This is a genomic window from Blastococcus sp. CCUG 61487 (assembly GCF_005222955.1).
Taxonomy (GTDB): Bacteria; Actinomycetota; Actinomycetes; order Mycobacteriales; family Geodermatophilaceae; genus Blastococcus.
In genome coordinates, this window is sequence record NZ_LWUA01000101.1 from 1 (window position 1) to 20,404 (window position 20,404).

Annotated in this window: 21 protein-coding genes; 8 read left to right on the top strand and 13 right to left on the bottom strand. The window is 74.5% G+C overall.

Annotated features, from left to right (window positions below; translation table 11 throughout):
- Positions 1-208, bottom strand: a 208-nt coding sequence (locus A6V29_RS21525) for a hypothetical protein (RefSeq protein WP_249933075.1), incomplete at its 3' end; no start/stop codon positions are given.
- 42 nt (positions 209-250) lie between these two features.
- Between A6V29_RS21525 and A6V29_RS06830 the strand changes: the two genes are divergently transcribed.
- Together A6V29_RS06830 and A6V29_RS06835 are read left to right on the top strand one after the other, a co-directional pair.
- Complete coding sequence (locus A6V29_RS06830) at positions 251-2,017, top strand: VanW family protein (RefSeq protein ID WP_249933076.1); 1,767 nt, start codon at positions 251-253, stop codon at positions 2,015-2,017.
- A gap of 77 nt (positions 2,018-2,094) precedes the next feature.
- Entirely contained in the window at positions 2,095-3,144 is a 1,050-nt protein-coding gene (locus A6V29_RS06835; protein WP_137159610.1) for a YihY/virulence factor BrkB family protein, read from the top strand.
- Positions 3,145-3,164: 20 nt separating this feature from the next.
- Here A6V29_RS06835 and A6V29_RS06840 read toward each other — a convergent pair whose 3' ends face one another.
- From A6V29_RS06840 to A6V29_RS06850, 3 genes are all read right to left on the bottom strand, one after another.
- Positions 3,165-3,392, bottom strand: a complete 228-nt coding sequence (locus A6V29_RS06840) for a DUF3039 domain-containing protein (protein ID WP_137159611.1) — start codon at positions 3,390-3,392, stop codon at positions 3,165-3,167.
- Positions 3,393-3,466: 74 nt separating this feature from the next.
- Complete coding sequence (locus A6V29_RS06845; protein WP_137159612.1) at positions 3,467-3,799, bottom strand: DUF3099 domain-containing protein; 333 nt, start codon at positions 3,797-3,799, stop codon at positions 3,467-3,469.
- A gap of 108 nt (positions 3,800-3,907) precedes the next feature.
- Positions 3,908-6,370 (bottom strand): HAD-IC family P-type ATPase, encoded by a 2,463-nt coding sequence (locus tag A6V29_RS06850; protein WP_137159613.1) that lies wholly within the window; start codon positions 6,368-6,370, stop codon positions 3,908-3,910.
- A gap of 116 nt (positions 6,371-6,486) precedes the next feature.
- On the opposite strand from A6V29_RS06850, the gene A6V29_RS06855 reads away from it, so the two are divergent.
- Complete coding sequence (locus A6V29_RS06855) at positions 6,487-7,023, top strand: flavodoxin (RefSeq protein WP_137159614.1); 537 nt, start codon at positions 6,487-6,489, stop codon at positions 7,021-7,023.
- 40 nt (positions 7,024-7,063) lie between these two features.
- Here the strand turns inward: A6V29_RS06855 and A6V29_RS06860 are convergent, their stop codons facing one another.
- A complete protein-coding gene (locus A6V29_RS06860) occupies positions 7,064-7,396 on the bottom strand; it encodes a helix-turn-helix transcriptional regulator (protein ID WP_137159615.1) in 333 nt (110 codons plus the stop codon).
- A 153-nt stretch (positions 7,397-7,549) separates the two neighbouring features.
- Between A6V29_RS06860 and A6V29_RS06865 the strand changes: the two genes are divergently transcribed.
- Positions 7,550-8,596 (top strand): TerC family protein, encoded by a 1,047-nt coding sequence (locus A6V29_RS06865; RefSeq protein ID WP_137159616.1) that lies wholly within the window; start codon positions 7,550-7,552, stop codon positions 8,594-8,596.
- A 15-nt stretch (positions 8,597-8,611) separates the two neighbouring features.
- On the opposite strand, the gene A6V29_RS06870 is transcribed toward A6V29_RS06865, so the two are convergent.
- The 4 genes from A6V29_RS06870 to A6V29_RS06885 all read right to left on the bottom strand — a co-directional run bounded on the left by A6V29_RS06870 (position 8,612) and on the right by A6V29_RS06885 (position 13,135).
- A complete protein-coding gene (locus A6V29_RS06870; protein ID WP_137159617.1) occupies positions 8,612-9,199 on the bottom strand; it encodes an HhH-GPD-type base excision DNA repair protein in 588 nt (195 codons plus the stop codon).
- A gap of 25 nt (positions 9,200-9,224) precedes the next feature.
- Positions 9,225-11,882 (bottom strand): adenylate/guanylate cyclase domain-containing protein, encoded by a 2,658-nt coding sequence (locus A6V29_RS06875; protein ID WP_137159618.1) that lies wholly within the window; start codon positions 11,880-11,882, stop codon positions 9,225-9,227.
- Positions 11,883-11,954: 72 nt separating this feature from the next.
- Positions 11,955-12,365 (bottom strand): VOC family protein, encoded by a 411-nt coding sequence (locus tag A6V29_RS06880; protein ID WP_137159619.1) that lies wholly within the window; start codon positions 12,363-12,365, stop codon positions 11,955-11,957.
- Entirely contained in the window at positions 12,362-13,135 is a 774-nt protein-coding gene (locus A6V29_RS06885; RefSeq protein WP_137159620.1) for an arsenate reductase/protein-tyrosine-phosphatase family protein, read from the bottom strand. Before A6V29_RS06885 ends, A6V29_RS06880 begins: the two co-directional genes overlap by 4 nt.
- Positions 13,136-13,214: 79 nt before the next feature.
- On the opposite strand from A6V29_RS06885, the gene A6V29_RS06890 reads away from it, so the two are divergent.
- The gene (locus A6V29_RS06890; RefSeq protein WP_137159621.1) at positions 13,215-14,480 is read left to right on the top strand and encodes an APC family permease; all 1,266 of its coding nucleotides are present in this window, start codon (positions 13,215-13,217) and stop codon (positions 14,478-14,480) included.
- 15 nt (positions 14,481-14,495) lie between these two features.
- Here A6V29_RS06890 and A6V29_RS06895 read toward each other — a convergent pair whose 3' ends face one another.
- Complete coding sequence (locus A6V29_RS06895) at positions 14,496-14,825, bottom strand: DMT family transporter (RefSeq protein WP_137159622.1); 330 nt, start codon at positions 14,823-14,825, stop codon at positions 14,496-14,498.
- On the bottom strand, positions 14,822-15,163 hold the full coding sequence (locus tag A6V29_RS06900) for a DMT family transporter (protein ID WP_137159623.1): 342 nt from the start codon (positions 15,161-15,163) through the stop codon (positions 14,822-14,824). The genes A6V29_RS06895 and A6V29_RS06900 overlap by 4 nt, the downstream gene beginning before the upstream one ends.
- Positions 15,164-15,248: 85 nt before the next feature.
- Between A6V29_RS06900 and A6V29_RS06905 the strand changes: the two genes are divergently transcribed.
- A complete protein-coding gene (locus A6V29_RS06905) occupies positions 15,249-16,547 on the top strand; it encodes an erythromycin esterase family protein (protein WP_212719080.1) in 1,299 nt (432 codons plus the stop codon).
- On the opposite strand, the gene A6V29_RS06910 is transcribed toward A6V29_RS06905, so the two are convergent.
- The gene (locus A6V29_RS06910) at positions 16,463-18,208 is read right to left on the bottom strand and encodes a SulP family inorganic anion transporter (protein WP_137159625.1); all 1,746 of its coding nucleotides are present in this window, start codon (positions 18,206-18,208) and stop codon (positions 16,463-16,465) included. The two genes, A6V29_RS06905 and A6V29_RS06910, sit on opposite strands and share 85 nt — an antisense overlap.
- Entirely contained in the window at positions 18,205-18,585 is a 381-nt protein-coding gene (locus A6V29_RS06915) for an ArsR/SmtB family transcription factor (RefSeq protein WP_137159626.1), read from the bottom strand. Before A6V29_RS06915 ends, A6V29_RS06910 begins: the two co-directional genes overlap by 4 nt.
- A 122-nt stretch (positions 18,586-18,707) precedes the next feature.
- On the opposite strand from A6V29_RS06915, the gene dtd reads away from it, so the two are divergent.
- Positions 18,708-19,139, top strand: a complete 432-nt coding sequence (gene dtd, locus A6V29_RS06920) for a D-aminoacyl-tRNA deacylase (RefSeq protein ID WP_137159627.1) — start codon at positions 18,708-18,710, stop codon at positions 19,137-19,139.
- A 235-nt stretch (positions 19,140-19,374) separates the two neighbouring features.
- Entirely contained in the window at positions 19,375-20,367 is a 993-nt protein-coding gene (sigB, locus tag A6V29_RS06925) for an RNA polymerase sigma factor SigB (protein ID WP_137159628.1), read from the top strand.
- Positions 20,368-20,404: the final 37 nt, after the last annotated feature.

The window sequence follows — 20,404 nt, forward strand, 5'->3', positions numbered from 1 at the left end:
CCAGCCCGACCGACGCGGACCCGGCCGCTGCCCCGGTGCCCACGACCCCGCCGGTCTCCGAGGACCAGCGGGAGACCCAGCAGCTGGGCTCCGCCGAGGACGTCCGCGCCGCCCTGGCCCCGCCGGCCGCGCCCGACACCGGCGAGGAGCAGCCCACCAGCGTGATCGTCGCGGCCCGGCCGCCGACGAGCACCCCGCCGACGAGCACCCCGCCGACGGACGCGGCCCCTCCCGGTGGCGGCGCCGCGCGGTGCTGGTGCCGGCCGGCGCGGTGCTGCTGCTCGCCGGCGGCGCGTACGCCGCCGACCTGCTCGTGTCCTCCGGTGAGGTGCCGCGCTCCACGGTGGTGGCCGGCGTGGAGATCGGAGGCCTCTCCCCGGCCGCTGCCCGTGAGGTGCTCGACGAGGACCTCGCCCCGCGCATCGTGGCCGAGCGCGGCTTCGTGGCGGAGGACGTCGAGGGCACCTTCTCCCCCGCGTCCGCCGGCATCGCGCTCGACGTCGACGCCACGGTGCGGGCGGCCGACGCCCAGCCGCTGAACCCCTGGACGCGGCTGGTGAGCTTCTTCGCCGACCGCGACGTCGCCCCGGTCCTCGCGACCGACGACACCGCGCTGGACGCGCAGCTGGACGCGATCGCCGCGACCGTGGACCGCGCGCCGGCCGACGCGACCATCGCGATCGAGGGCACCACCCCGCGGGTGGTCGAACCGGCCGACGGCCGCACGCTGGACGTCGAGGCGGCCGCCGACACCATCCTCGACACGCTGGCCTCCGCCGAGGACCCGACGACGCGCCTCGAGCTGCCCGTCGACGTCGAGCCGGTCGACGTCGACACTCCGGAGGCCGAGCGGGTGCTGGCCGAGGTGGTGGAGCCCGCCCTGGCCGCGCCGGTCGGCGTGACCGGCGCCGAGGGCCGGCCCTCGGCCGACATCCCGGTCGCCGCGATCGCCGCCTCGCTCACGTTCACCCCGACCGAGGCGGGCACCCTCGAGGTCGGCATCGACCCCGCGGTCCTGCAGACCGAGCTCGGCGACGAGCTCGCCGAGTTCGGCACCCCCGCCCGGGATGCCACCTTCGAGGTCGCCGGCGGCGGCGTCCGGGTGGTGCCGTCGGTCGACGGGACCGGCATCGCCCCCGCCCGCCTGGCCGAGCAGCTCCTCGACGTGCTCACCGACCCGGCCCCGCGGTCGGTCGTCGCCGAGCTCGGACCGGTGCCGGCCGACTTCACCACGGAGGAGGCCGAGGGCCTCGGCATCCGCGAGGAGATCAGCTCCTTCACCACGAACATCGGCAACGCGGCCAGCGGCGAGAACATCCGCGTGGTCGCCGCCGAGGTCGACGGCGCCATCGTGCTGCCCGGCGAGACGTTCAGCCTGAACGGCTACACCGGCCCCCGCGGGCGAGCGCAGGGCTACGTCGAGGCGACGGTGATCCAGGGCGGCGAGCTCGCCCGGGCCGTCGGCGGGGGGATCAGCCAGTTCGCGACGACGATGTTCAACGCCGTCTTCTTCGCCGGGCTGGAGGACGTCTTCCACAAGCCGCACAGCTTCTACATCAGCCGCTACCCCGCCGGCCGCGAGGCGACGGTCTACGAGGGCGCCATCGACCTGCAGTGGCGCAACGACAGCGACACCGGCGTCTACATCGACACCCGCTGGACGCCGAGCTCCCTGACGGTGACCTTCTACGGCACCAAGCGCTACGACATCGAGTCGATCAGCAGCGAGCGGCGCAACCACCGGGAGCCGGCGGTGCTCACCAAGGTCGACAACGGTGACTGCATCCCCCAGCCGGGCGTGCCGGGCTTCGACATCACCGTGACCCGGGTGTTCAAGGACCCGGCGACGGGCCGGGAGGTCAAGCGGGAGAACTTCCAGACCCGGTACGCGGCGGAGGCGGTCATCACCTGCGTGCCGCCGGAGGAGGGCGCGCCGCCGCCCGCTCCCGACGGCACCGCGCCGTCCAGCGCGCCTGCTCCTGCCGGTCGCCGGCCCGGTGGCCGGCGGGTGCACTGACCGATCCCTCCGGCGGCCCGGCAGCCGACGACGGGCCGCGCAGCTCCCGTCCCGTGGACAACGTGCACACTGATCGGATGAGTGCCGTGCGGCCGGACGGCTCGCCGGCGCCTGCCGGCGAGCAGGATCCCGACGTGGGCGCTTCGGGCGCCACCCGCGCCGCAATCCCCGGGCCCCGGCGGCTGGACTCCTGGCCGGCGCTCGTCCGCGAACCCCTGCGCGTCCTGGGCCGCACGCTGGCCAAGGCTTGGCAGGACCGGATCCTCGGGCTGTCCGCCGAGGCCGCGTTCTGGCAGATCCTCTCGGTGCCGCCGTTCCTCATCGGGCTGCTGGGCTCGCTCGGCTACCTCAGCGACGTGATCGGCGCCGACGCGGTCACCGAGATCGAGGAGTACCTGCTCAGCGCGTCCGCCGAGGTCCTGACCCCGGACGTCGTCGATTCGCTCATCGCGCCGACGCTGCAGGACATCCTCGGCTCGGGCCGGCTGGAGGTGGTCAGCGTGGGCTTCCTGGTGGCGCTGTGGGCCGGCTCCTCGGCGACGGCGACGTTCATGAACACGATCGTGATCGCCTACGACCAGCGGGACGTCCGCGGCCCGATCCGCACCCGCCTCAAGGCGCTGTGGCTGTTCGTCATCGGCATGGTCGTCGCCGTCCTGACCCTGCCGCTGCTGGTGCTGGGCCGCGGGGTGCTGGTGGCGTTGCTGCCCGACGGCTGGCAGCCGGTCACCACCGTGCTGATCGACGGGATCTACCTGCCGGCGGTGCTCGTCGGCCTGCTGCTGGCGCTCACCAGCTTCTACAACGTGGTGCTGCCCAACCGGCTGCCCTGGCACCGCCACCTGCCGGGCGCGGCGCTCGCCCTGGTCTTCTTCATGGGGTCGGCGCTGGTGCTGCGCAGCTACGTCACCGACGTGCTCACGGCCGCGCTGCCGTACGGCGCCCTCGCGGCCCCGATCGGCATCCTGCTGTTCTGCTTCCTGTTCGGGATGTCGGTGCTGCTCGGCGCCGAGCTCAACGCGACGATCCAGGCCCGCTGGCCGGCTCCGCTGCGCCGCCACGACCCGCGCCGCCGCGCCCGCCGCGAGGCCAAGCTCGCCGAGGAGGCCCGGCGCCTCGGCCGCTGACCACACCCCGGCCGGACGTCCTACTTCTTGAGCTGCTCGTAGATCTCCTTGCAGGCCGGGCACACCGGGCTGCCCGGCTTGGGGCTCTTCGTGACCGGGAAGACCTCGCCGCACAGCGCCTCGACCATCGTGCCCATGACGGCGCTCTCGGCGATCTTGTTCTTGCGGACGTAGTGGAAGACCTCGTCGGCGTTGCCCGTGTCGGCGTCGCGGACGTCAGGCCGCTCGAGGATGTCGCTGCTGCTCACTGTCTCGCTCCCTGGGTTGCTCCACGGTCTGCGCCCGGCGGTCCGGGCGTCGCCGCGCCGGGGTCCATGATGGCTCAGCCGTCGATGACCTTCGGGGGCCGACTCTCCAGCACGCGGTCCGGACGGGCGTCGTACCGGTTGACCTGCTGGCGCTTCTTGGGCGGCCCGTCGTTGGCCATGACCACCGCGACCCACGGCAGCACCGTGCCGAGGACGGCGAGGATGATCATCAACCAGACGATCTGGTAGAAGATCGCGGCGAGCACGAGGCAGATGGCGCGCACCAGCATCGTGTACGCGTACCGCTTCTTGCGGGCGGCCTGCTGCTCCAGCTGGCTGGTCCGCGCCTCGGTGATGAGGACCGCCTCGGGTGAGCGGGGCCGCGAGAAGTGGTGGCTGCTGGCCACGGGCGTCCATCCCTCCGCTGACCGGCGCCCCCGGGCTCGCCGCCCCGGGGCTGCCGGATCCGGGACCCATGGTGCCACCGCCCGGGGAGGGCGTGCAGCCGCCCGCCCTCACGCCCGGGAGACGGCGGGCGCCGAGCCGGCGGCGGGCGCGGGCTCGGCCGGGAGCGCGCCGCCGATCCGGGACACCGCCTCCACCAGCAGCGCGGCGACCACCCCGGGCACGACGGCCAGCAGGACGACCTCGGTGCTGACGTCGAGCAGGAAGACCCCCTCCGCCAGGGCCGGTACGGCGAACACCCCTGCCGCGGCGCCGGCCATCGTCGCGACCAGCGCCACCTTCCACGCCGCCATCGGGCGGGCCAGCACGACCACCGTCCACAGGCCGACGACGAGGACGACCAAGGTGGCGGTGGTCCGCGCTCCCTCCACCCCGGTGTCCGGGGCGAGCCACCGTGCGGTGGCGTACCCGGCGTAGGCGGCGGCGCCGGTGATCAGGCCGGTGGGCAGCGAGAACCGCAGCACCCGGCGGAGGAAGCCCGGGACGTAGCGGCGGTGGTTGGGGGCGAGGGCGAGGAAGAAGCCGGGGACGCCGATGGTCAGGGTGGAGATGAGCGTCAGCTGGATGGGGGCCAGCGGGTAGGCGCCCAGGGTGACGATGCTGATCAGCGCCAGCACGAGCGCGTAGACGTTCTTGACCAGGAACAGGTTGGCCGCCCGCTCGATGTTGGCGATCACCCGGCGGCCCTCGGCGACGGCGTCGGGCAGGTGGGCGAACCGGCCGTCGAGCAGCACCAGCTGGGCCACCGCCCGGGTGGCCGGCGAGCCGTTGCCCATGGCCACCCCGATGTCGGCGTCCTTGAGCGCGAGCGCGTCGTTGACCCCGTCCCCGGTCATCGCGACCACGTGCCCGCGCCGCTGCAACGCGGTCACCATCGCCCGCTTCTGGTGCGGGGTCACCCGTCCGAACACGCTGGCGCTCCCGACCACCTCCGCCATCGCGTCGGCGTCCTCGGGCAGCTCGCGGGCGTCCACGGCATCGCCGGCCCCGGTGACCCCCGGCACGCCCACTGCCGCCGCGACCGCGCCCACGGTCCGGGGGTTGTCCCCGGAGATGACCTTGAGCGCGACCCCCTCCGCGGTGAAGTAGCGCAGGACGTCGGCGGCGTCCTCGCGCAGCCGCTCGGCGAGCAGGACCAGCGCCGCGGGGCGGACGTCCTCCGGCAGCCGCGGATCGTCGGCGGTGCCGGGGGCTCCGGCGGCCGAGGCGAGCAGCAGGACCCGGCGTCCCTGAGCGGCCAGCTCGTCGGCGCGGTTCCGGGCCCCCGCCTGGTCCGCTCCGGTGGGCGCGGGCAGCACCATCTCGGGGGCGCCGAGCACCCAGGTGTGCCCGCCTGTGCGCACCGCGGACCACTTGCGCGCCGACGAGAACGGCACGGTGGACTCCGGCGACCGGGCCGGTGCGGGGAAGACGGAGGCGAGCGCTGTTGCGGTGGCGTTGGCCGGATCGGCCGACGCGATGGTGCCCAGGGCGCCTGCCACGGCCTCCTCGGCGGCCCCGGACAGCAGTTCCAGCCGGTCGAACCCGACGTCGCCGTGCGTGAGCGTGCCGGTCTTGTCCAGGCAGACGACGTCGACGCGAGCCAGCCCCTCGACGGCCGGCAGCTCCTGCACCAGCGTCTGGCGCCGGGCGAGGGCGACGGTGGCCAGGAGGAACGCCAGCGTGGTGAGCAGGACCAGTCCTTCGGGGATCATCCCGACCAGCGCCGCGACCGTTCCGGTCACGGCCTCCCGCCAGCCGGGGTTGTCCGGGCTGCGGAACTGGCTCCAGAGCACCAGCGGCCCGACGACGGCGAGGCCGATCGCGATCCACCGCAGCAACCTGTCGGTGCCGGCCACGAGCTCGGAGTGCACGGTGGTGAAGCGCCGGGCCTCGGTGGCGAGCCTCGCGGCGTAGGCGCTCTCGCCCACCGCGGTCGCCTGCATGCGACCGCGGCCGGCCACGACGAACGAGCCCGACCACAGCCGGTCACCGGCCACCTTGGCCACCGGCTCCGCTTCCCCGGTCAGCAGGGACTCGTCGACCGACAACCCCGTCGACTCGGTGACCACGCCGTCGGCCGGCACCTGGTCACCCGTCGCCAGCCCGAGCAGGTCGTCGAGGACGACCGCGGCGACCGGGATCTCGAGTTCCGCTCCGTCCCGGACCACCCGGGCCAGCGGTGCGTGGAGGACCGCCAGCCGATCGAGCGTCCGCTTGGCGCGCAGTTCCTGGAGGATGCCGATCGCCGAGTTGGCGACGACCACCGCGCCGAACAGCCCGTTCTGCCACTGTCCGGTGAGCATCACGACGACGAACAGCGTGACCAGCAGACCGTTGAAGACGGTGAACACGTTCGCGCGGAGGATCTCGCTCGTGGTCCGGCTGGTCCGCGCCGTCGTGTGGTTGGTCAGCCCGGCGGCCACGCGCTGGGCGACGTCGTCCGCGCTCAGGCCCGACGGCGGCGGGCTGGGTGCGGCCGGAGCCGGCGCGACCCCGCGGCGTCCGTCGGGAGGGGAGCCGCTCGCCAGCATGCCGACATCCTGCCCGGGACGGGCGCTCCGTCGGGCTCGTGCCGCCGCCCCCGGAACCGGCATCCGGGCGCGCGCTCAGGGGGTCGCTCCCGCGCCCGGATCCCCTACCGTGGGCCATGGCCCGCGCCCTGGTGGTCTACGAGTCCCTGTTCGGTGACGCCCGCGCCATCGCCCACGCGATCGCCGAAGGCCTCTCCCCGCGGCTGCAGGTCGACGTCGTCGCGGCCGCCGAGGCGCCCGCGGAGATCGGCCCCGACGTCGACCTGCTGGTCGTCGGCGGGCCCAACCACGCCTTCTCCATGCCCCGGCCGTCCACGCGGCGAGGTGCCGTCGAGCAGTACGGGGCCCGGATCGACGACCCCGACCGAGGGCTGCACGAGTGGCTGGAGTCCGTCCGGCCGGCCGGGAGCGCACCCCGCGCTGCCGCCTTCGACACCCGGAGCGACCATCCGAAGCTGGTGGTGAAGCTGGACCACGCGGCGCGGACGGAGGAGAAGCTGCTGCGCGGCCTGGGCCTGTCGCTCCTCGCGCCCGCCGAGCACTTCTTCGTCACCGACGCGCAGGGACCGCTCGCCGACGGCGAGGAGGAGCGCGCCCGGCAGTGGGGCGCGAGGCTGGCGGACCTGGTGGTGGAAGGCTCGCCGCCGAGCTGACCGGCGCGCCCGGCTGACGCCCTCCCCCGGCGAGAGTCCGTTATCCGCGAGCGCCGCCGGGCCGGAAGATCGCCAGCAGCTCGTCCACCTCGTGGTCCGCGGTCGCCGGGTGGCGGAAGTGCTGGTGCGGCCGCAGCTCGTAGTGCGTGCGCCGGCCGATCCGGGTGCGGGTGAGGTACCCGGCGTCGTCCAGGTCGCGGAGGATGCTCAGCGCGGCACGGGTGCTGATGCCCACCGTGGTCGCGATCTCCTCGACTCGGGCGTCACCGTCGGCCGCGACCGCGAGCAGGACGTGCCCGTGGTTGGTGAGGAAGGTCCAGGTCGGGCGCCCTGCCGCATCGCCGTCCCCACCGCTCCGCGCACTCGCCGTCATAGGTGAAGTGTGCTTCACTTGTTCGAGCGGAGGGGAGTACCCCCCAGCGTCTCGTCGTCAGTACGGGCCCTCGGAGGGCACCCGGCGAGGCGGGCCCGTACGAGCGGGCCGGGAGAGACCTCCGGTTGGTGGCACCGACCGGAGGAGTTGCTCGTGGACGTCTCGTCGTGGTTGTGGCTGGCCGTGCTCGGCCTTCTCGTCGCCATGCTCGCCGTGGATCTGTTCGCCCATCGCCGGGCGCACGTGATCGGCGTGCGCGAGGCCGCGACGTGGTCAGCGGTCTGGGTGGCGCTCGGCGTCGCTTTCGGCGGGTGGATCTGGGCGGTCCACGGCGCGGAGTTCGGCCAGCAGTACTTCGCCGGGTACCTCATCGAGAAGTCGCTGGCCGTGGACAACGTCTTCGTCTGGGCGATCATCTTCGGCTACTTCGCCGTCCCCCGGGAGTTCCAGCACCGGGTGCTGTTCCTCGGCGTGCTCGGTGCCCTGGTGTTCCGCGGGCTGTTCATCGCCGGCGGCGCCGTGCTCATCAGCAGCTTCGGCTGGGTGCTCTACCTCTTCGCGGCGTTCCTGCTGGTCACCGGTTACCGGATGATCCGCCGGCGCGACGAGCACCTCGACCCCGACAGCAGTCGCGTCCTGCGGCTGTTCCGCCGCTGGGTGCCGCTGACCGACGCCTACCACGGACAGCGGTTCCTGGTCCGGCACGGCGGCCGGCTGGTGGCCACTCCGCTGCTGGCCGTGCTCGTGCTCGTCGAGGTCACCGACATCGTCTTCGCGGTCGACTCGATCCCGGCGATCTTCGCGGTCACCGAGGAGCCGTTCCTGGTCTTCACCGCCAACGCCTTCGCGATCCTGGGCCTGCGCGCGATGTACTTCCTGCTGGCCGACCTGATCCACCGCTTCGTCCACCTGAAGCTCGGTCTGGCGCTCGTGCTCGTCTGGGTCGGCATCAAGATGCTGCTGAAGATCGACGTCGTCTACGTCCCGACCACGATCAGCCTCGCGGTCGTCGCCACGATCATCGGCACCTCGATCTGGCTGAGCCTGCGCGCCACCCGGGGTCAGGGTCGGCAGCCTCTCGAGCCACCGGCCGACCCGCCGTTCCGCGTCGCGACGGAGGCCGAGACCGCGGCGCTGGAGCCGCTGTGGCAGCGCCGCGCCCGGACGTCTGGACGCACAGACGTGACCACCGGGCCGTGACCCCCCGCCGCGGGATCAGCCGCCGGCTCGAGCCGCCTTGGCCGCCGCCTTCTGCTCCTGCTTGAACCTGCGCACCTCGACCAGGGAGTCCGGCCCGGTGATGTCGGCGACCGAGCGGCGGGCGCCGTCCTCGCCGTAGGCACCTGCGGCCTCCCGCCAGCCGGACGGGGTCACGCCGTACTGCTTGCCGAGCAGCGCCAGGAAGATCGATGCCTTCTGCGCGCCGAAGCCGGGCAGCTCCTTCAGCCGGCGCAGCAGCGTCTTCCCGTCCGGGGCGTCGGCCCAGACGTTCTCCGCGCGGCCGTCGTACCGCTCGACCAGCAGCCGGCACAGCTCCTGGGTCCGCCCCGCCATGGACCCGGGGTAGCGGTGCAGGGCCGGCGGTCCCTGGAAGACGCGGGTGAGCTCATCGGGGTCCATGGCGGCCAGCTGCGCGGCGTCCAGCGTGTCGACGCCGAGCCGGTCGGCCAGCAGCCGCGGGGCGCCGAAGGCGCGCTCCATCGGGAACTGCTGGTCCAGCAGCATCCCGATCAGCAGGGCCAGCGGGTCGCGGCTCAGCAGCTCGTCGGCGGCGTCGTCCTGGGCGATGCGGAGGCTCGGCATGCCGAGATCGTGCCCTAGGGCCCGCTCAGCGCGCGTGGTCGTCGCCGCGGACGTCGTCCGGCGGCGCCTCGACGAGGGCGTCCAGCGTGCGGTCCAGCGCCTCGACCACCCACCACTCCCCTCCCTCGGCCGCTGCCGCCTCGTAGGCGCGGTCGCCGAGGTGGTCCCTCGCGCGAGCGGTGAGGTCGTCCAGCAGTGGCACGAAGGCAGCGGACGCCGGGTTGCCCGCACGTTCGCGGGTGGCCCGGGCGGCGGCGAGCGCCCGCGCGGCCACCGTGGCACAGCCCATCGCGAGGGCCAGCGCCGCGAGGCCGTCCAGGGAGTACGCCATCCCCGTCGGCTGACCGCCACGGCGGTTGACGCGGGCGCCCTCGACGACCCAGCGGCGGGCCGCTTCCTGGTTCCCGCACAGCAGCAGGACGAGCCCGCGCAGGCTCAGTGCCCGGCCGCGCATGGCGTCGTCGCCGATCTCCGCGGCCAGCGCGGCGCCGGAGGCGTGGTGGCTCTCGGCGGCCCGCAGGTCCCCGAGGAAGAGCGCGACGGTGCCGGCCGCGACCTCCAGGTACGCCTGGCCGAGCCGCTCCCCCGCCGCGGCCAGCAGCGCGGCGGCGGCCGTCACGGGCCCGAGCGCCGCGGCGGGATCCTCGCCGACCACCACGTAGGCCTCGGCAGCCGCGACCAGCCCGCGGTCGTAGGACCACTCGTCGGACGCCGGGAGCAGCGCGCCGGCCTCCTGCGCCATGGCCCGCGCCAGGGGGAAGTCCGCGAAGATCGTGGCGATCAACGCGCGCACCGCGAGCAGACGCCCGCGGACCGCGCCGGCGGCCTGCGGCAGCGCCCGGTCCAGCCAGCCGGCCACCTCCGCCTCCGCGTCGCGCTGCGCGAGATCGACGAACACGTCCCGGGCCAGCAGCGCGACGGTCGCGACGTCACCCCCGTCGAGCGCCCGCTCGACGGCGGCACGGAGGTTGGGACGTTCGTGGTCGAGGCGGACCGTCCAGGTGCGGTGCTCCTTCCCCGCCCGCGCCGCCCGCACGGCGTCGGCGAGGTCCAGCGACCAGGCGGTGTGCGCCCGCTCCGTGTCGGCGCGATCCGGCGACGACGCCAGCAGCTCGGCGACGTAGGCGTGCACCGGCTTAAGCATCCCGTAGCGGCGTTCGCCGGCGTCGTCGGAGACCACGACCAGGCTGGTGTCGACCAGCCCGGCGAGGGTGTCGACGACGTCGGGCTCCCCCGGACGCGCGCACACCGCCTCGGCCGCCGCCAGGGTCCACCCACCCGCGAACACGGCCAGCCGGACGAACAGCCGCTGCTGGTGCGGTTCGAGCAGGCAGTAGCTCCAGTCCATCGTGGCCCGCAACGTGCGCTGGCGGGCGGGGAGGTCCACCGGGCCGTCCCCGAGCGCGTCCAGCCTCGCCCCCAGCCGATCGAGCAGCGCCCGCGGCTCCAGCAGCCGGGTCCGCGCGGCGGCCAGCTCGATCGCCAGGGGCAACCCGTCGAGCCGGCGGATGATCTCGCCCACCACCTGCCGCTGGGCCGGGCCGGTGTCGAGCTCCGGCCGCACGGCCCGCGCCCGCGCGGTGAACAGCTGCGCCGCGGGCGCGTCCGGCAGTGGCGCCACCGGGTACTGGTGCTCCGTGCGCAGCCGCAGCAGCTGGCGGCTGGTCGCCAGGACGACCAGGCCCGGCACGCCGTCGAGCAGCCGGGCGAGCTCCGGCGCCGCCTCGACGACCTGTTCGAGGTTGTCGAGGACCAGCAGCGTGCGCGCGTCGCCCACCGCCGACGCGACGGCGGCCACGGGGTCGGAGCCGGACTCCCGGCGCGCACCCAGCGCGTCACCGATGGCGCCCAGGACCAGGGCGGGATCGGTGAGCGCGGCGAGCGGGACGAACACCGCGCCGCCCGGGAAGTCGTCGGCGACCGCCCGCGCCGCCTCGAGGGCGAGCCGCGTCTTCCCGACACCACCGGGCCCGGTGAGCGTGACCAGGCGGGTGCTCTGCTCGCCGAGCAGGCGGCGGACCGCGGCCACGTCGTCCTCCCGTCCGAGGATGGGCGGGGTCGGCGCGGGCAGGCCCGAGCCCCGCACGAGCGTCCGCAGCGGGGGGAAGTCGACGCGGAGGCCGCGCACGTCGAGCTGGTACAGCCGGACGACCCGGGGGAAGTCCTTGAGCCGGTGCTGGCCGAGGTCGCGCAGGGCGACGCCGTCCGGCAACCCGTCGCGCACCAGCGAGGCCGTGGCCTCGGAGAGGAGCACCTGCCCGCCGTGCGCCGCCGCCGCGATCCGCGCCGCCCGGTGGACACCGAGCCCGATGAACCCGGTGCCGGCGGCACTCACCTCACCCGTGTGCAGCCCCATGCGCACACGCAGCTCGCGACGCCCCGGCCAGCGGTGCCCGGCCATGGCCCGGCCGATCTCCGCCGCCGCGGCGACCGCCTCGACCGCGGTCGGGAAGGCGACGAAGAACGAGTCGCCCTGCGTGTCGATCTCCCGCCCGCCGTGCGCCGCCACCGCCGACCGGACCAGCCGGCGATGACCCTCCAGCAGGTCGGCGTACGCGGCGCCGGCCTCCTGGAGCAGCCGGGTGGAGCCCTCGATGTCGGTCATCAGCAGCGTGACCGGGCCGCGCGCGGGCGCACCGTCGGGCGGCTGGACGGCGTCGGGGGCGCTCGGCGGCTGGCTCACGGCGGGCTCCGTGGGGCATCGGCAGGCGACGAGGATCGCACGCCGGACCGCCCCGGCGGAGCGTCGCCGGTGTCAGGTGCGGGCCGCGGGGACCGCCTGCGAGCGCCGGGCGGGCTGGAAGAGCTCCACCAGGTTGCCGTCGGGATCGGCGAGCAGGACCTGGCGTCCGCCGGGACCGGTGACCACGTCGCTGCGGAAGGTCTGGTCCAGGTCGCGGAGCCGGGTGACCTCGGCGTCGAGGTCGTCGACGACGAGGTGGATGCGGTTGCGGCCGGCGGTCGCGGCATCGGCGGGGGTGGCCCGCGCGCCGGAGCTGGCCGGCCCGGACAGCAGCAGTCGCAGCGGACCGCGGACGACGTCGGCGAAGGCCGGTGCGGCGTCGGTGCCGACCCGGAAGCCGAGGCGCCCGGTGTAGAAGTCGATCGCGGCCTGCACGTCGCTGACGAGGTACCGGACGCTGGCGAGCTGGGCGGGTGCATTCACGGCTGTGCCTCCTGTCGATGGGTGAGCGCGAGAACGGGCAGCAGGTGTCCGATGCGGGCGTCGATCTCCGCGGCGATCCGCGCGAAGGCCGGATAGCCGTCGTCGGCCGTGGCCGGGTCGGGGATGCTCCAGTGCACCCGCCGGGAGGTGCCGGGGATGTCCGGGCAGACCTCCCGCGCCTTGTCGCACAGGGTGATCACGTGGTCGAAGGCTCGCCCCGCGAGGTCGTCCAGGTGCCGCGTCGGCCGCCCGGCGACGTCGATGCCGAACTGCTCGCGCAGCACCCGCACGGTGTCCGGGTGCAGCGAGGGCCGGGGCCGTGTTCCGGCGCTCGCCACCGCGACGAGCCCGCCGGTGCGATGGCGCAGCAAGGCTTCGGCGATGGCCGACCGGGCACTGTTCCCCGTGCACACGAAGAGGACGGCGACGCGGTGAAGACGTCCCCCCTGGGCGGAGGCGATCGGCGGTTCCGCCCGCAGCATCGGGTGCAGCGCGGCCCCGGAGTCGGCGAGCGCCTCGGCGCAGCGGTCCAGGTGCAGGTGGTAGTAGCTGTCCCGGCCGTCGGAGCTGCTGCGCGTGGCGCTGACCAGCCCGCCCTCGCGCAGCACCCGCAGGTGGTAGGAGACGAGGTTCTGCGGCCGGCCGACCCGGCTGACGAGCTCGCGCACCCGCAGGTCGCTGTCCGCCAGCTCCTCCAGCAGCCGCCACCGCACGGGATCGGCGGCCAGGCGGACGAAGACCGGTGGCGTGGTGCGTCGCTGCGGCGACATGGACCGACGGTAGCCCTCGTAGCCAGAATGCATCAAGCCCTGTTGATGCGTCATGGACTGCGGTAGATCTGTGCGGGACATGGACGAGCCCGATCAGCAGCCACGCGACCCCTCCCCCGGTTCCCCGGCGCCCCGGCTGGACCGCCGGCTGGGGACGGGCGACGCCGTGGTCGTCGGCCTGGGCGCCATGCTCGGAGCCGGCGCCTTCGTCGCGTTCGCGCCGGCCGCGCAGGCCGCCGGGGCGGGACTGCTGCTCGGCCTGGCCGTCGCCGCGGCGATCGCCTACTGCAACGCGACGTCCTCGGCCCGCCTGGCGGCGCTGTACCCGGAGTCCGGGGGCACGTACGTCTACGGCCGGGAGCGGCTGGGCGACTTCTGGGGCCACCTGGCCGGCTGGGGGTTCGTCGTCGGCAAGACGGCGAGCTGCGCGGCGATGGCCCTGACCGTCGGCCACTACGTCGCGCCGGAGCTCGCCCGGCCGGTCGCCGTCGCCGCGGTCGTCGCGCTGACCGCGCTCAACTACTTCGGGGTGCACAAGAGCGCGCTGGCCACCCGGGTGATCGTCGGCGTCGTGCTGGCGGTGCTCGCGGCCGTCGTCGTGGCCGGCCTCGCCGGCGGGGATCCCCGGGTGGCGCAGCTGACGCCGCTTCCCGGATCCGGGGTGCACGGAGTGCTGCAGGCGGCCGGCTTCCTCTTCTTCGCGTTCGCCGGCTATGCGCGGATCGCCACCCTCGGGGAAGAGGTGCGCGACCCGGCCCGGACCCTCCCCCGCGCCATCCCGCTGGCACTCGGGATCACACTCGCCGTCTACGCCGCCCTCGCCGTCACCGTCCTGGCGGTGCTCGGCCCGACCGGCACCGCGGCCACTCCGGCGCCGCTGGTCGCCGTCGCGGAGGCCACCCCCTGGACGTGGCTCGTGCCGGTGGTCCGGGCGGGCGCGGCCATCGCGGCGTTCGGCGCCCTGCTCGCGCTGATCCTGGGGGTGTCGCGCACCGTGCTCGCGATGTCCCGGGACCGGCACCTGCCCGTCGCCCTCGCCGCCGTCCACCCCCGCCACCGGGTGCCGCACCGCGCGCAGCTCGCGGTCGGGCTCGTGGTGATCGCCGTCGTGCTCGCCGCCGATGTGCGCGGGGCGATCGGCTTCTCCTCCGTGGCGGTGCTCGCGTACTACGCCGTCGCCAACGCCTCGGCCCTCACCCTCGACCGAGATCGTGGCAGCCGGCTGGTCCCTGCCCTCGGGCTGGTCGGCTGCCTGGTGGTCGGATTCAGCCTGCCGATCGGCACCGTGCTCGCCGGTGTCGGAACCCTGGCCGCGGGCGCGCTGGTGTGGGCCGCGCGCCGCTGAACCGGTTGCCCGCGCTCAGAGACTGTCGTGCGAGCCGAGCTGCACGAGGAGGACCCCGGCGGCGATGAGCGCGATCCCTACTCCCATCGTCGCGGTGAGCGGCTCGCCGAAGACCAGGCGGCCGAGCACCGCGGTGAGGGCCACCCCGCCGGCCGACCAGATGCCGTAGGCCACGCCGAGCGACATGCCTCCGGCGAGCACCGTGCTCAGCAGGACGAACGCCAGGAGGTAGCCGACGACGACGCCGACGATCCAGCGCCTGCGCCGGAATCCCTCCGAGGCGCGCAGCGACATGGTGCCGGTGACCTCGGCCAGGATCGCGCCGGCGAGGAGGAGCCAGCTCACGAGCGCTCCGGTTCGGCGACCCGGGCGCGTTCGGCACCCATCTCGACGACGAGCACCCCGCCGATGATGAGCACGATGCCCACGCCCATGAGCGCGGTCATCGGCTCGCCGAAGATCGCCGCGGCCAGCAGCGCGGTCAGAACGACCCCCGCCGCTGCCCAGAAGCCGTAGGCGACGCCGACCGGCATGCCCCGGCGCAACGTCAGGCCGAGGAGCACGAAGGACGACAGGTACCCCACGGCGACGACCACGTACCAGCGCGGGTCGTCGAGGGCGGCCTTCAGCGCGAGGGTCGCCGCGACCTCGCAGAGGATCGCGCCCGCCAACGTCGACCACATCACCGTGCTGCGTCCCCCGGTCCGACCGGCTGCGGTCGCGGAACCCTGTTGCACGACCGCCGCCCTGCCACCCAGCATGCCTCGCGTGAGCGATGCATCGACCCGACGACGGCCGAGCGGTCCGCCGCTGCCCGCAGGCGTGCACGCGCTGTCCCACCTCGACCCGACCGCACCCCTCGACGACCTCGAGCCGCTGCGGGATGTCATCGGCTCGGCCCGTGTGGTCGCCATCGGGGAGAACGCGCACTTCATCACCGAATTCGCCCGGCTGCGGCACCGCGTGCTGCGGTTCCTGGTCGAGCGGTGCGGCTTCACCGTGCTCGCCTACGAGTCCGGGTTCAGCGAGGGCTTCGCCCTCGATCGCTGGGTGCGCGGTGAGCTGCCGGAGGACGAGCTGCCGGAGCTCGCCGAGCAGTGCATCCCGTCCGGCCTGGCCCGCCCGCGCGAGGTCCGGGAGATGCTCGGGTGGGTCCGCGCGCAGGCCGCCACCGCCACCTCGCCGGTGCGGTTCGCCGGGGTCGACGTGCCCTCCGCGGGCGGCTCGCTGCTGCCGTCGCTGCAGCCGCTCGGCGACTACCTGGCGGGGGTGGATCCCGCCGCCGGGCAGCTGCTGGCGCCCGCCCTCGAGATCGCCGCCGGTACCGCCGGCACGACCCAGGCACAGGCCGCTCCCCGCTACCTGCAGCTCGACCCGGCCCGGCAGGATGCGCTGACCGCTCTCCTCAGCCGGCTGGCCGACCGATTCGACGCGCTGGCGCCCACATACGTCGACGGCGGCGGCCGGGCCGAGTACGACGTCGCCCGGTGGCGGCTGGAAGGGGCCCGCGCCGCCGACCACCAGCTCCGCGCGATCGCCGGGGCCTACGCCGGGACGGCGTTGCCGGCGGCCGCGACCTCGCGCGAGCGGTACATGGCCGCGACGGTCCGCTGGTGGCTGGACCGACTCGGGCCCGGGGCGCGCATCGCCCTCATGGCGCACAACGCACACATCCAGCGCACCCCGGTCGTCTACGGCGGGGAGGTGCAGGTGCTGCCGATGGGGCTGCACCTGGACCTGGCGCTCGGGGGCGACTACGTCGCGGTCGGGCTCACCAGCGGCGGCGGCCGGACCGCCGGACTGCACCCGGACGCCGGCGCCGGCCCCTACGGCTTCCGGGTCGAGGACGCGGCCCTGGAGCCGCCGCGGCCGGGCAGCGTCGAGGCCGCGTTCCGCGACGCCGGCGTCGGGTTCGGGCTCGCCGCGTTCGGCGCCCGCAGCGGTGGGGCCGCGGGGCCGGACCGCATCCGGATGGACACCGACTACCTCGCCACACCGGTGTCCGAGGCGTTCGACGCCGTCGTCCACGTCCCCGAGTCCACGGTGGCCTCCGACCTCGGGTTCTGAACCGGTCCGACCGGGGTCACGTGCCGGGCGGCGTGCGCCACGGCGTCGGCCAGCCCGGTGAACACGTGCCCCCTGTCGGCGAGGTGCCGCAGGGCGCCGACGGCGGTGAGCAGCCGCAGCTGCTCCTCCCCCGCCACCTTCACCAGCACGGTGATGCCGCGGCGCTCCAGGTCCTCGATGACCCGGCCGAGCGCGTGGGCGCCGGTGGCATCGAGCATCGCCACCGACCCGGCCCGCAGGATCACCACGTCCACGTCCTCCGTCGCGGCGATCTCCCGGAGCAGCCGGTCGGCGACGGCGAAGAACAGCGGGCCGTCGAGACGGTAGGTGAGCACCCGCTCGGCCAGCAGCGCCCGTTCGACGGTGCCGCTGTCGTCGGTCGTCTCCTCCGCGACGACCCGGGCCGTGCGGCCCAGCCGGGCCACGGCGAGGACGACCGCCGCGGCGAGGCCCACCGCGACCGCGGTGACCAGGTCGATGGCGACCGTGGCCACGGCGGTGAGGAGGAAGACCGCCGCATCGCCGCGGGTCGAGGTGAGCACCGCCCGGACGGTGTGCCGCTCGACCATCCGGTAGGCGGTCACCAGCAGCACCCCGGCCAGCGCGACCAGCGGGATCCGGCCCACCGCGCCCGACGCGGCGTACACGATGGCGGCCAGCACCACCGCGTGCGTGAGCGCGGCCACGCGGGTCCTGGCACCGGCCCGCGCGTTGACCGCGGTGCGAGCGATGGCGCCCGTGGCGGGCAGCCCGCCGAACAGGCCCGACGCGACGTTGGCCAGGCCCTGGCCGAAGAGCTCCCGGTCGGGGTCGTGCCGGGGGGCGTCGATCATCCCGTCGGCGACCCGCGCGGACAGCAGGCTCTCCAGCGCGGCGAGGAAGGCGACGACGACGGCCGCGCCCACCAGGTCGCCGGCGTGCCCGAAGTCCGGCAGCGCGGGCATCGGCAGCGACGAGGGCAGCTCGCCGATCGTGGGGACTTCGACGCCGGACAGCTCGACGACGAGGGTCACGGCGGCGACCGCCAGCAGGCTCGCCGGCACCGCCCGGTGCAGCCGCGGCAGGACGGCGGTCAGCGCGACCGCGAGCGCCAGCAGGCCGACGACCGTCCAGTCCGGCCGCGCGGCGAACGTCGACACGACCGACGCCGCCGCGGCCAGGGCGTTCTCGATCTCCGGTTGGGGCAGACCGAGGGCGCTGGGCACCTGCTGCGCGGCGATCACCACGGCGATGCCGACGGTGAAGCCCTCCACCAGGGGCCAGGGCACGTACGCCAGCAGCCGCCCCATCCCGAGGACGGCCGCGGCGACCACGAGGACCCCCGCCATCACCGCCACCGGGACGACCACGCCCGGGCCGTGCGCGGCCACCAGGGGCACGAGCACGACGGTCATGGCGCCGGTCGGCCCGGACACCTGCAGGGACGAGCCCCCGAACACCGCGGCCACCGCACCGGCGATCACCGCCGTCACCAGGCCCGGGGCCGCGCCGACACCCGACGCGACGCCGAAGCCGAGCGCCAGCGGCAGGGCGACGACGCCGACCGTCACGCCGGCGGCGAGGTCGCGGGCCCAGGAGCGGCGCAGGCCGGCGTAGTCGGCCCGTCGCGGGAGCAGCCGCCGCAGCACCGACCGGCGGGGCGCGCCCACGGCGGCGGTCATTCCGGGCGCCGCGCGCGATCGGCCAGTGCGACGGCGTCGTCGGCCTTCCTGAGCGCGGCCAGCAGTGCCTGGTCGTCCCGGAGCGTGCGGGTGAGCATCCTGCGCGCCACCGCCAGCAGCTCCGCCGTCTGCGGGTCGCGCAACGAGCACAGCACCGTGTTCTTCTCCCGGCGGCTGTCGACGATCCCGACCCGTCGCAGCACCGCCACCTGCTGGGACAGGTGCGACAGCTCCATCCCGGTCTCGGTGGCCAACTGGCCGACGGTGCGGTCGCCCTCGGCGAGCAGCTCGAGGATGCGCACCCGGCCGGGGTGGGCGAGCCCCTTGAAGAGCTCGGCCTTCGCTTCGGTGATGGGGCGACCAGGCGTGAACGGCATGGGTATTACTTTACTACTTGATGAACTTGTCAACCACCGAATGGGCTGTGAGTTCGCTCGCCTTCGCACGAGCCGGGGCGGTGGGGCGCGGCCAACTCCGGCCGGTCGCCCACACTGTTCCCGTGCGCGCCGTCGTGAGCAGGGTCGGTTCAGCCGCTGTAACCGTGGACGGCGCCGTCGTCGGCGAGATCGGCCCGGGCCTGCTGTCACTGGTCGGAGTGCGGCACGGCGACGACGTCGACGGAGCGCGACGGCTCGCCCGCAAGATCCACGAGCTGCGGATCTTCCCCAGCGAGAGCGGGGAGCTCTCCGCCGCCGACCTGGGCCTGCCGGTGCTCGTCGTCAGCCAGTTCACGCTCTACGCCGACACCCGCAAGGGACGCCGGCCGTCGTGGACCGACGCAGCGCCCGGCGAGGTCGCCGAGCCGCTGGTGGACGAGGTCGTGGCCGAACTGCGCCGTCGCGACGCCACGGTGGCGACCGGCGTCTTCGGGGCCCTCATGCAGGTGTCGTCGGTCAACGAGGGGCCGATGACCTTGCTCCTCGAGGTCTAGTCCTCGCCCCTCGGGGTACGCGGGGTGAGCGACAACACTCCCTGCCGGTTGCCTGTGAACCGCGCGATCGTGGAACACGCAGCCCCGTCCGCGCCGTTGTGCAGGGCGTACCACACCGGACCCAAGAGCCAGGGGCCGGCCCGAGACCACGGGCCCCCATGACGCCGGATGAGCGACCGCTGCGCCCCGAGACCAGTGGATGCATCCGAACCGAACACAAGGACGAAGAAGCATCGTGACGCTGCTGCAGTCTTCCCCCGACGACGCCCTCGAGGTGCGTTCCCGCACGACGCGCCGTGAGCCCGACACCACCGGACTGGTGTCGACCGATCTCGTGCGCGTGTACCTCAACACCATCGGCAAGACCGCGTTGCTCACCGCCGAGCAGGAGGTCGAGCTCTCCAAGCGGATCGAAGCCGGTCTCTACGCCGAGCGGCTGCTGGCGGAGAAGAAGAGTCTCTCCCCCGCCAAGCAGCGCGACTACAAGATCCTCGCCGTCGACGGCAAGGCCGCCAAGGCGCACCTGCTGGAGGCCAACCTCCGGCTGGTCGTCTCCGTGGCCAAGCGCTACACCGGCCACGGCATGACGTTCCTCGACCTCATCCAGGAGGGCAACGTCGGCCTGATCCGCGCGGTGGAGAAGTTCGACTACACCAAGGGCTTCAAGTTCTCGACCTACGCGACCTGGTGGATCCGCCAGGCGATCACCCGCGCCATGGCCGACTCGGGCCGCACGATCCGGCTGCCCGTCCACCTGGCCGAGCAGGTGAACAAGGTCGTGCGCACCCGCCGCCGCATGCACCAGGAGCTGGAGCGCGAGCCCACTCCCGAGGAGATCGGGCTCGAGCTGGACATGACCGAGGAGCGGGTGACCGAGCTGCTCGAGCACAGCCGCGACCTGGTCAGCCTCGACCAGACCGTGGGTGCCGACGAGGAGTCGCGGCTGGGTGACTTCATCGAGGACGCCGACGCCGCGGTCGCCGAGGACGCCGTCGCCTTCCAGATGATGAAGGGCGACGTCCGCAACGTGCTCAACACGCTCGAGGACCGCGAGCGCGACGTCGTCGTGCTCCGCTTCGGCCTCGACGGGTCGCAGCCCCGCACGCTCGAGCAGATCGGCAAGCAGTTCGGCCTGTCCCGCGAGCGGGTGCGGCAGATCGAGCGCGAGACGATGGCCAAGCTCCGCGACCCGGAGCGCGCCGACGCGCTGCGCGACTACCTCGCCTGAGGCTCCATCATGATCAGCTGACCTGATCGATACGGGT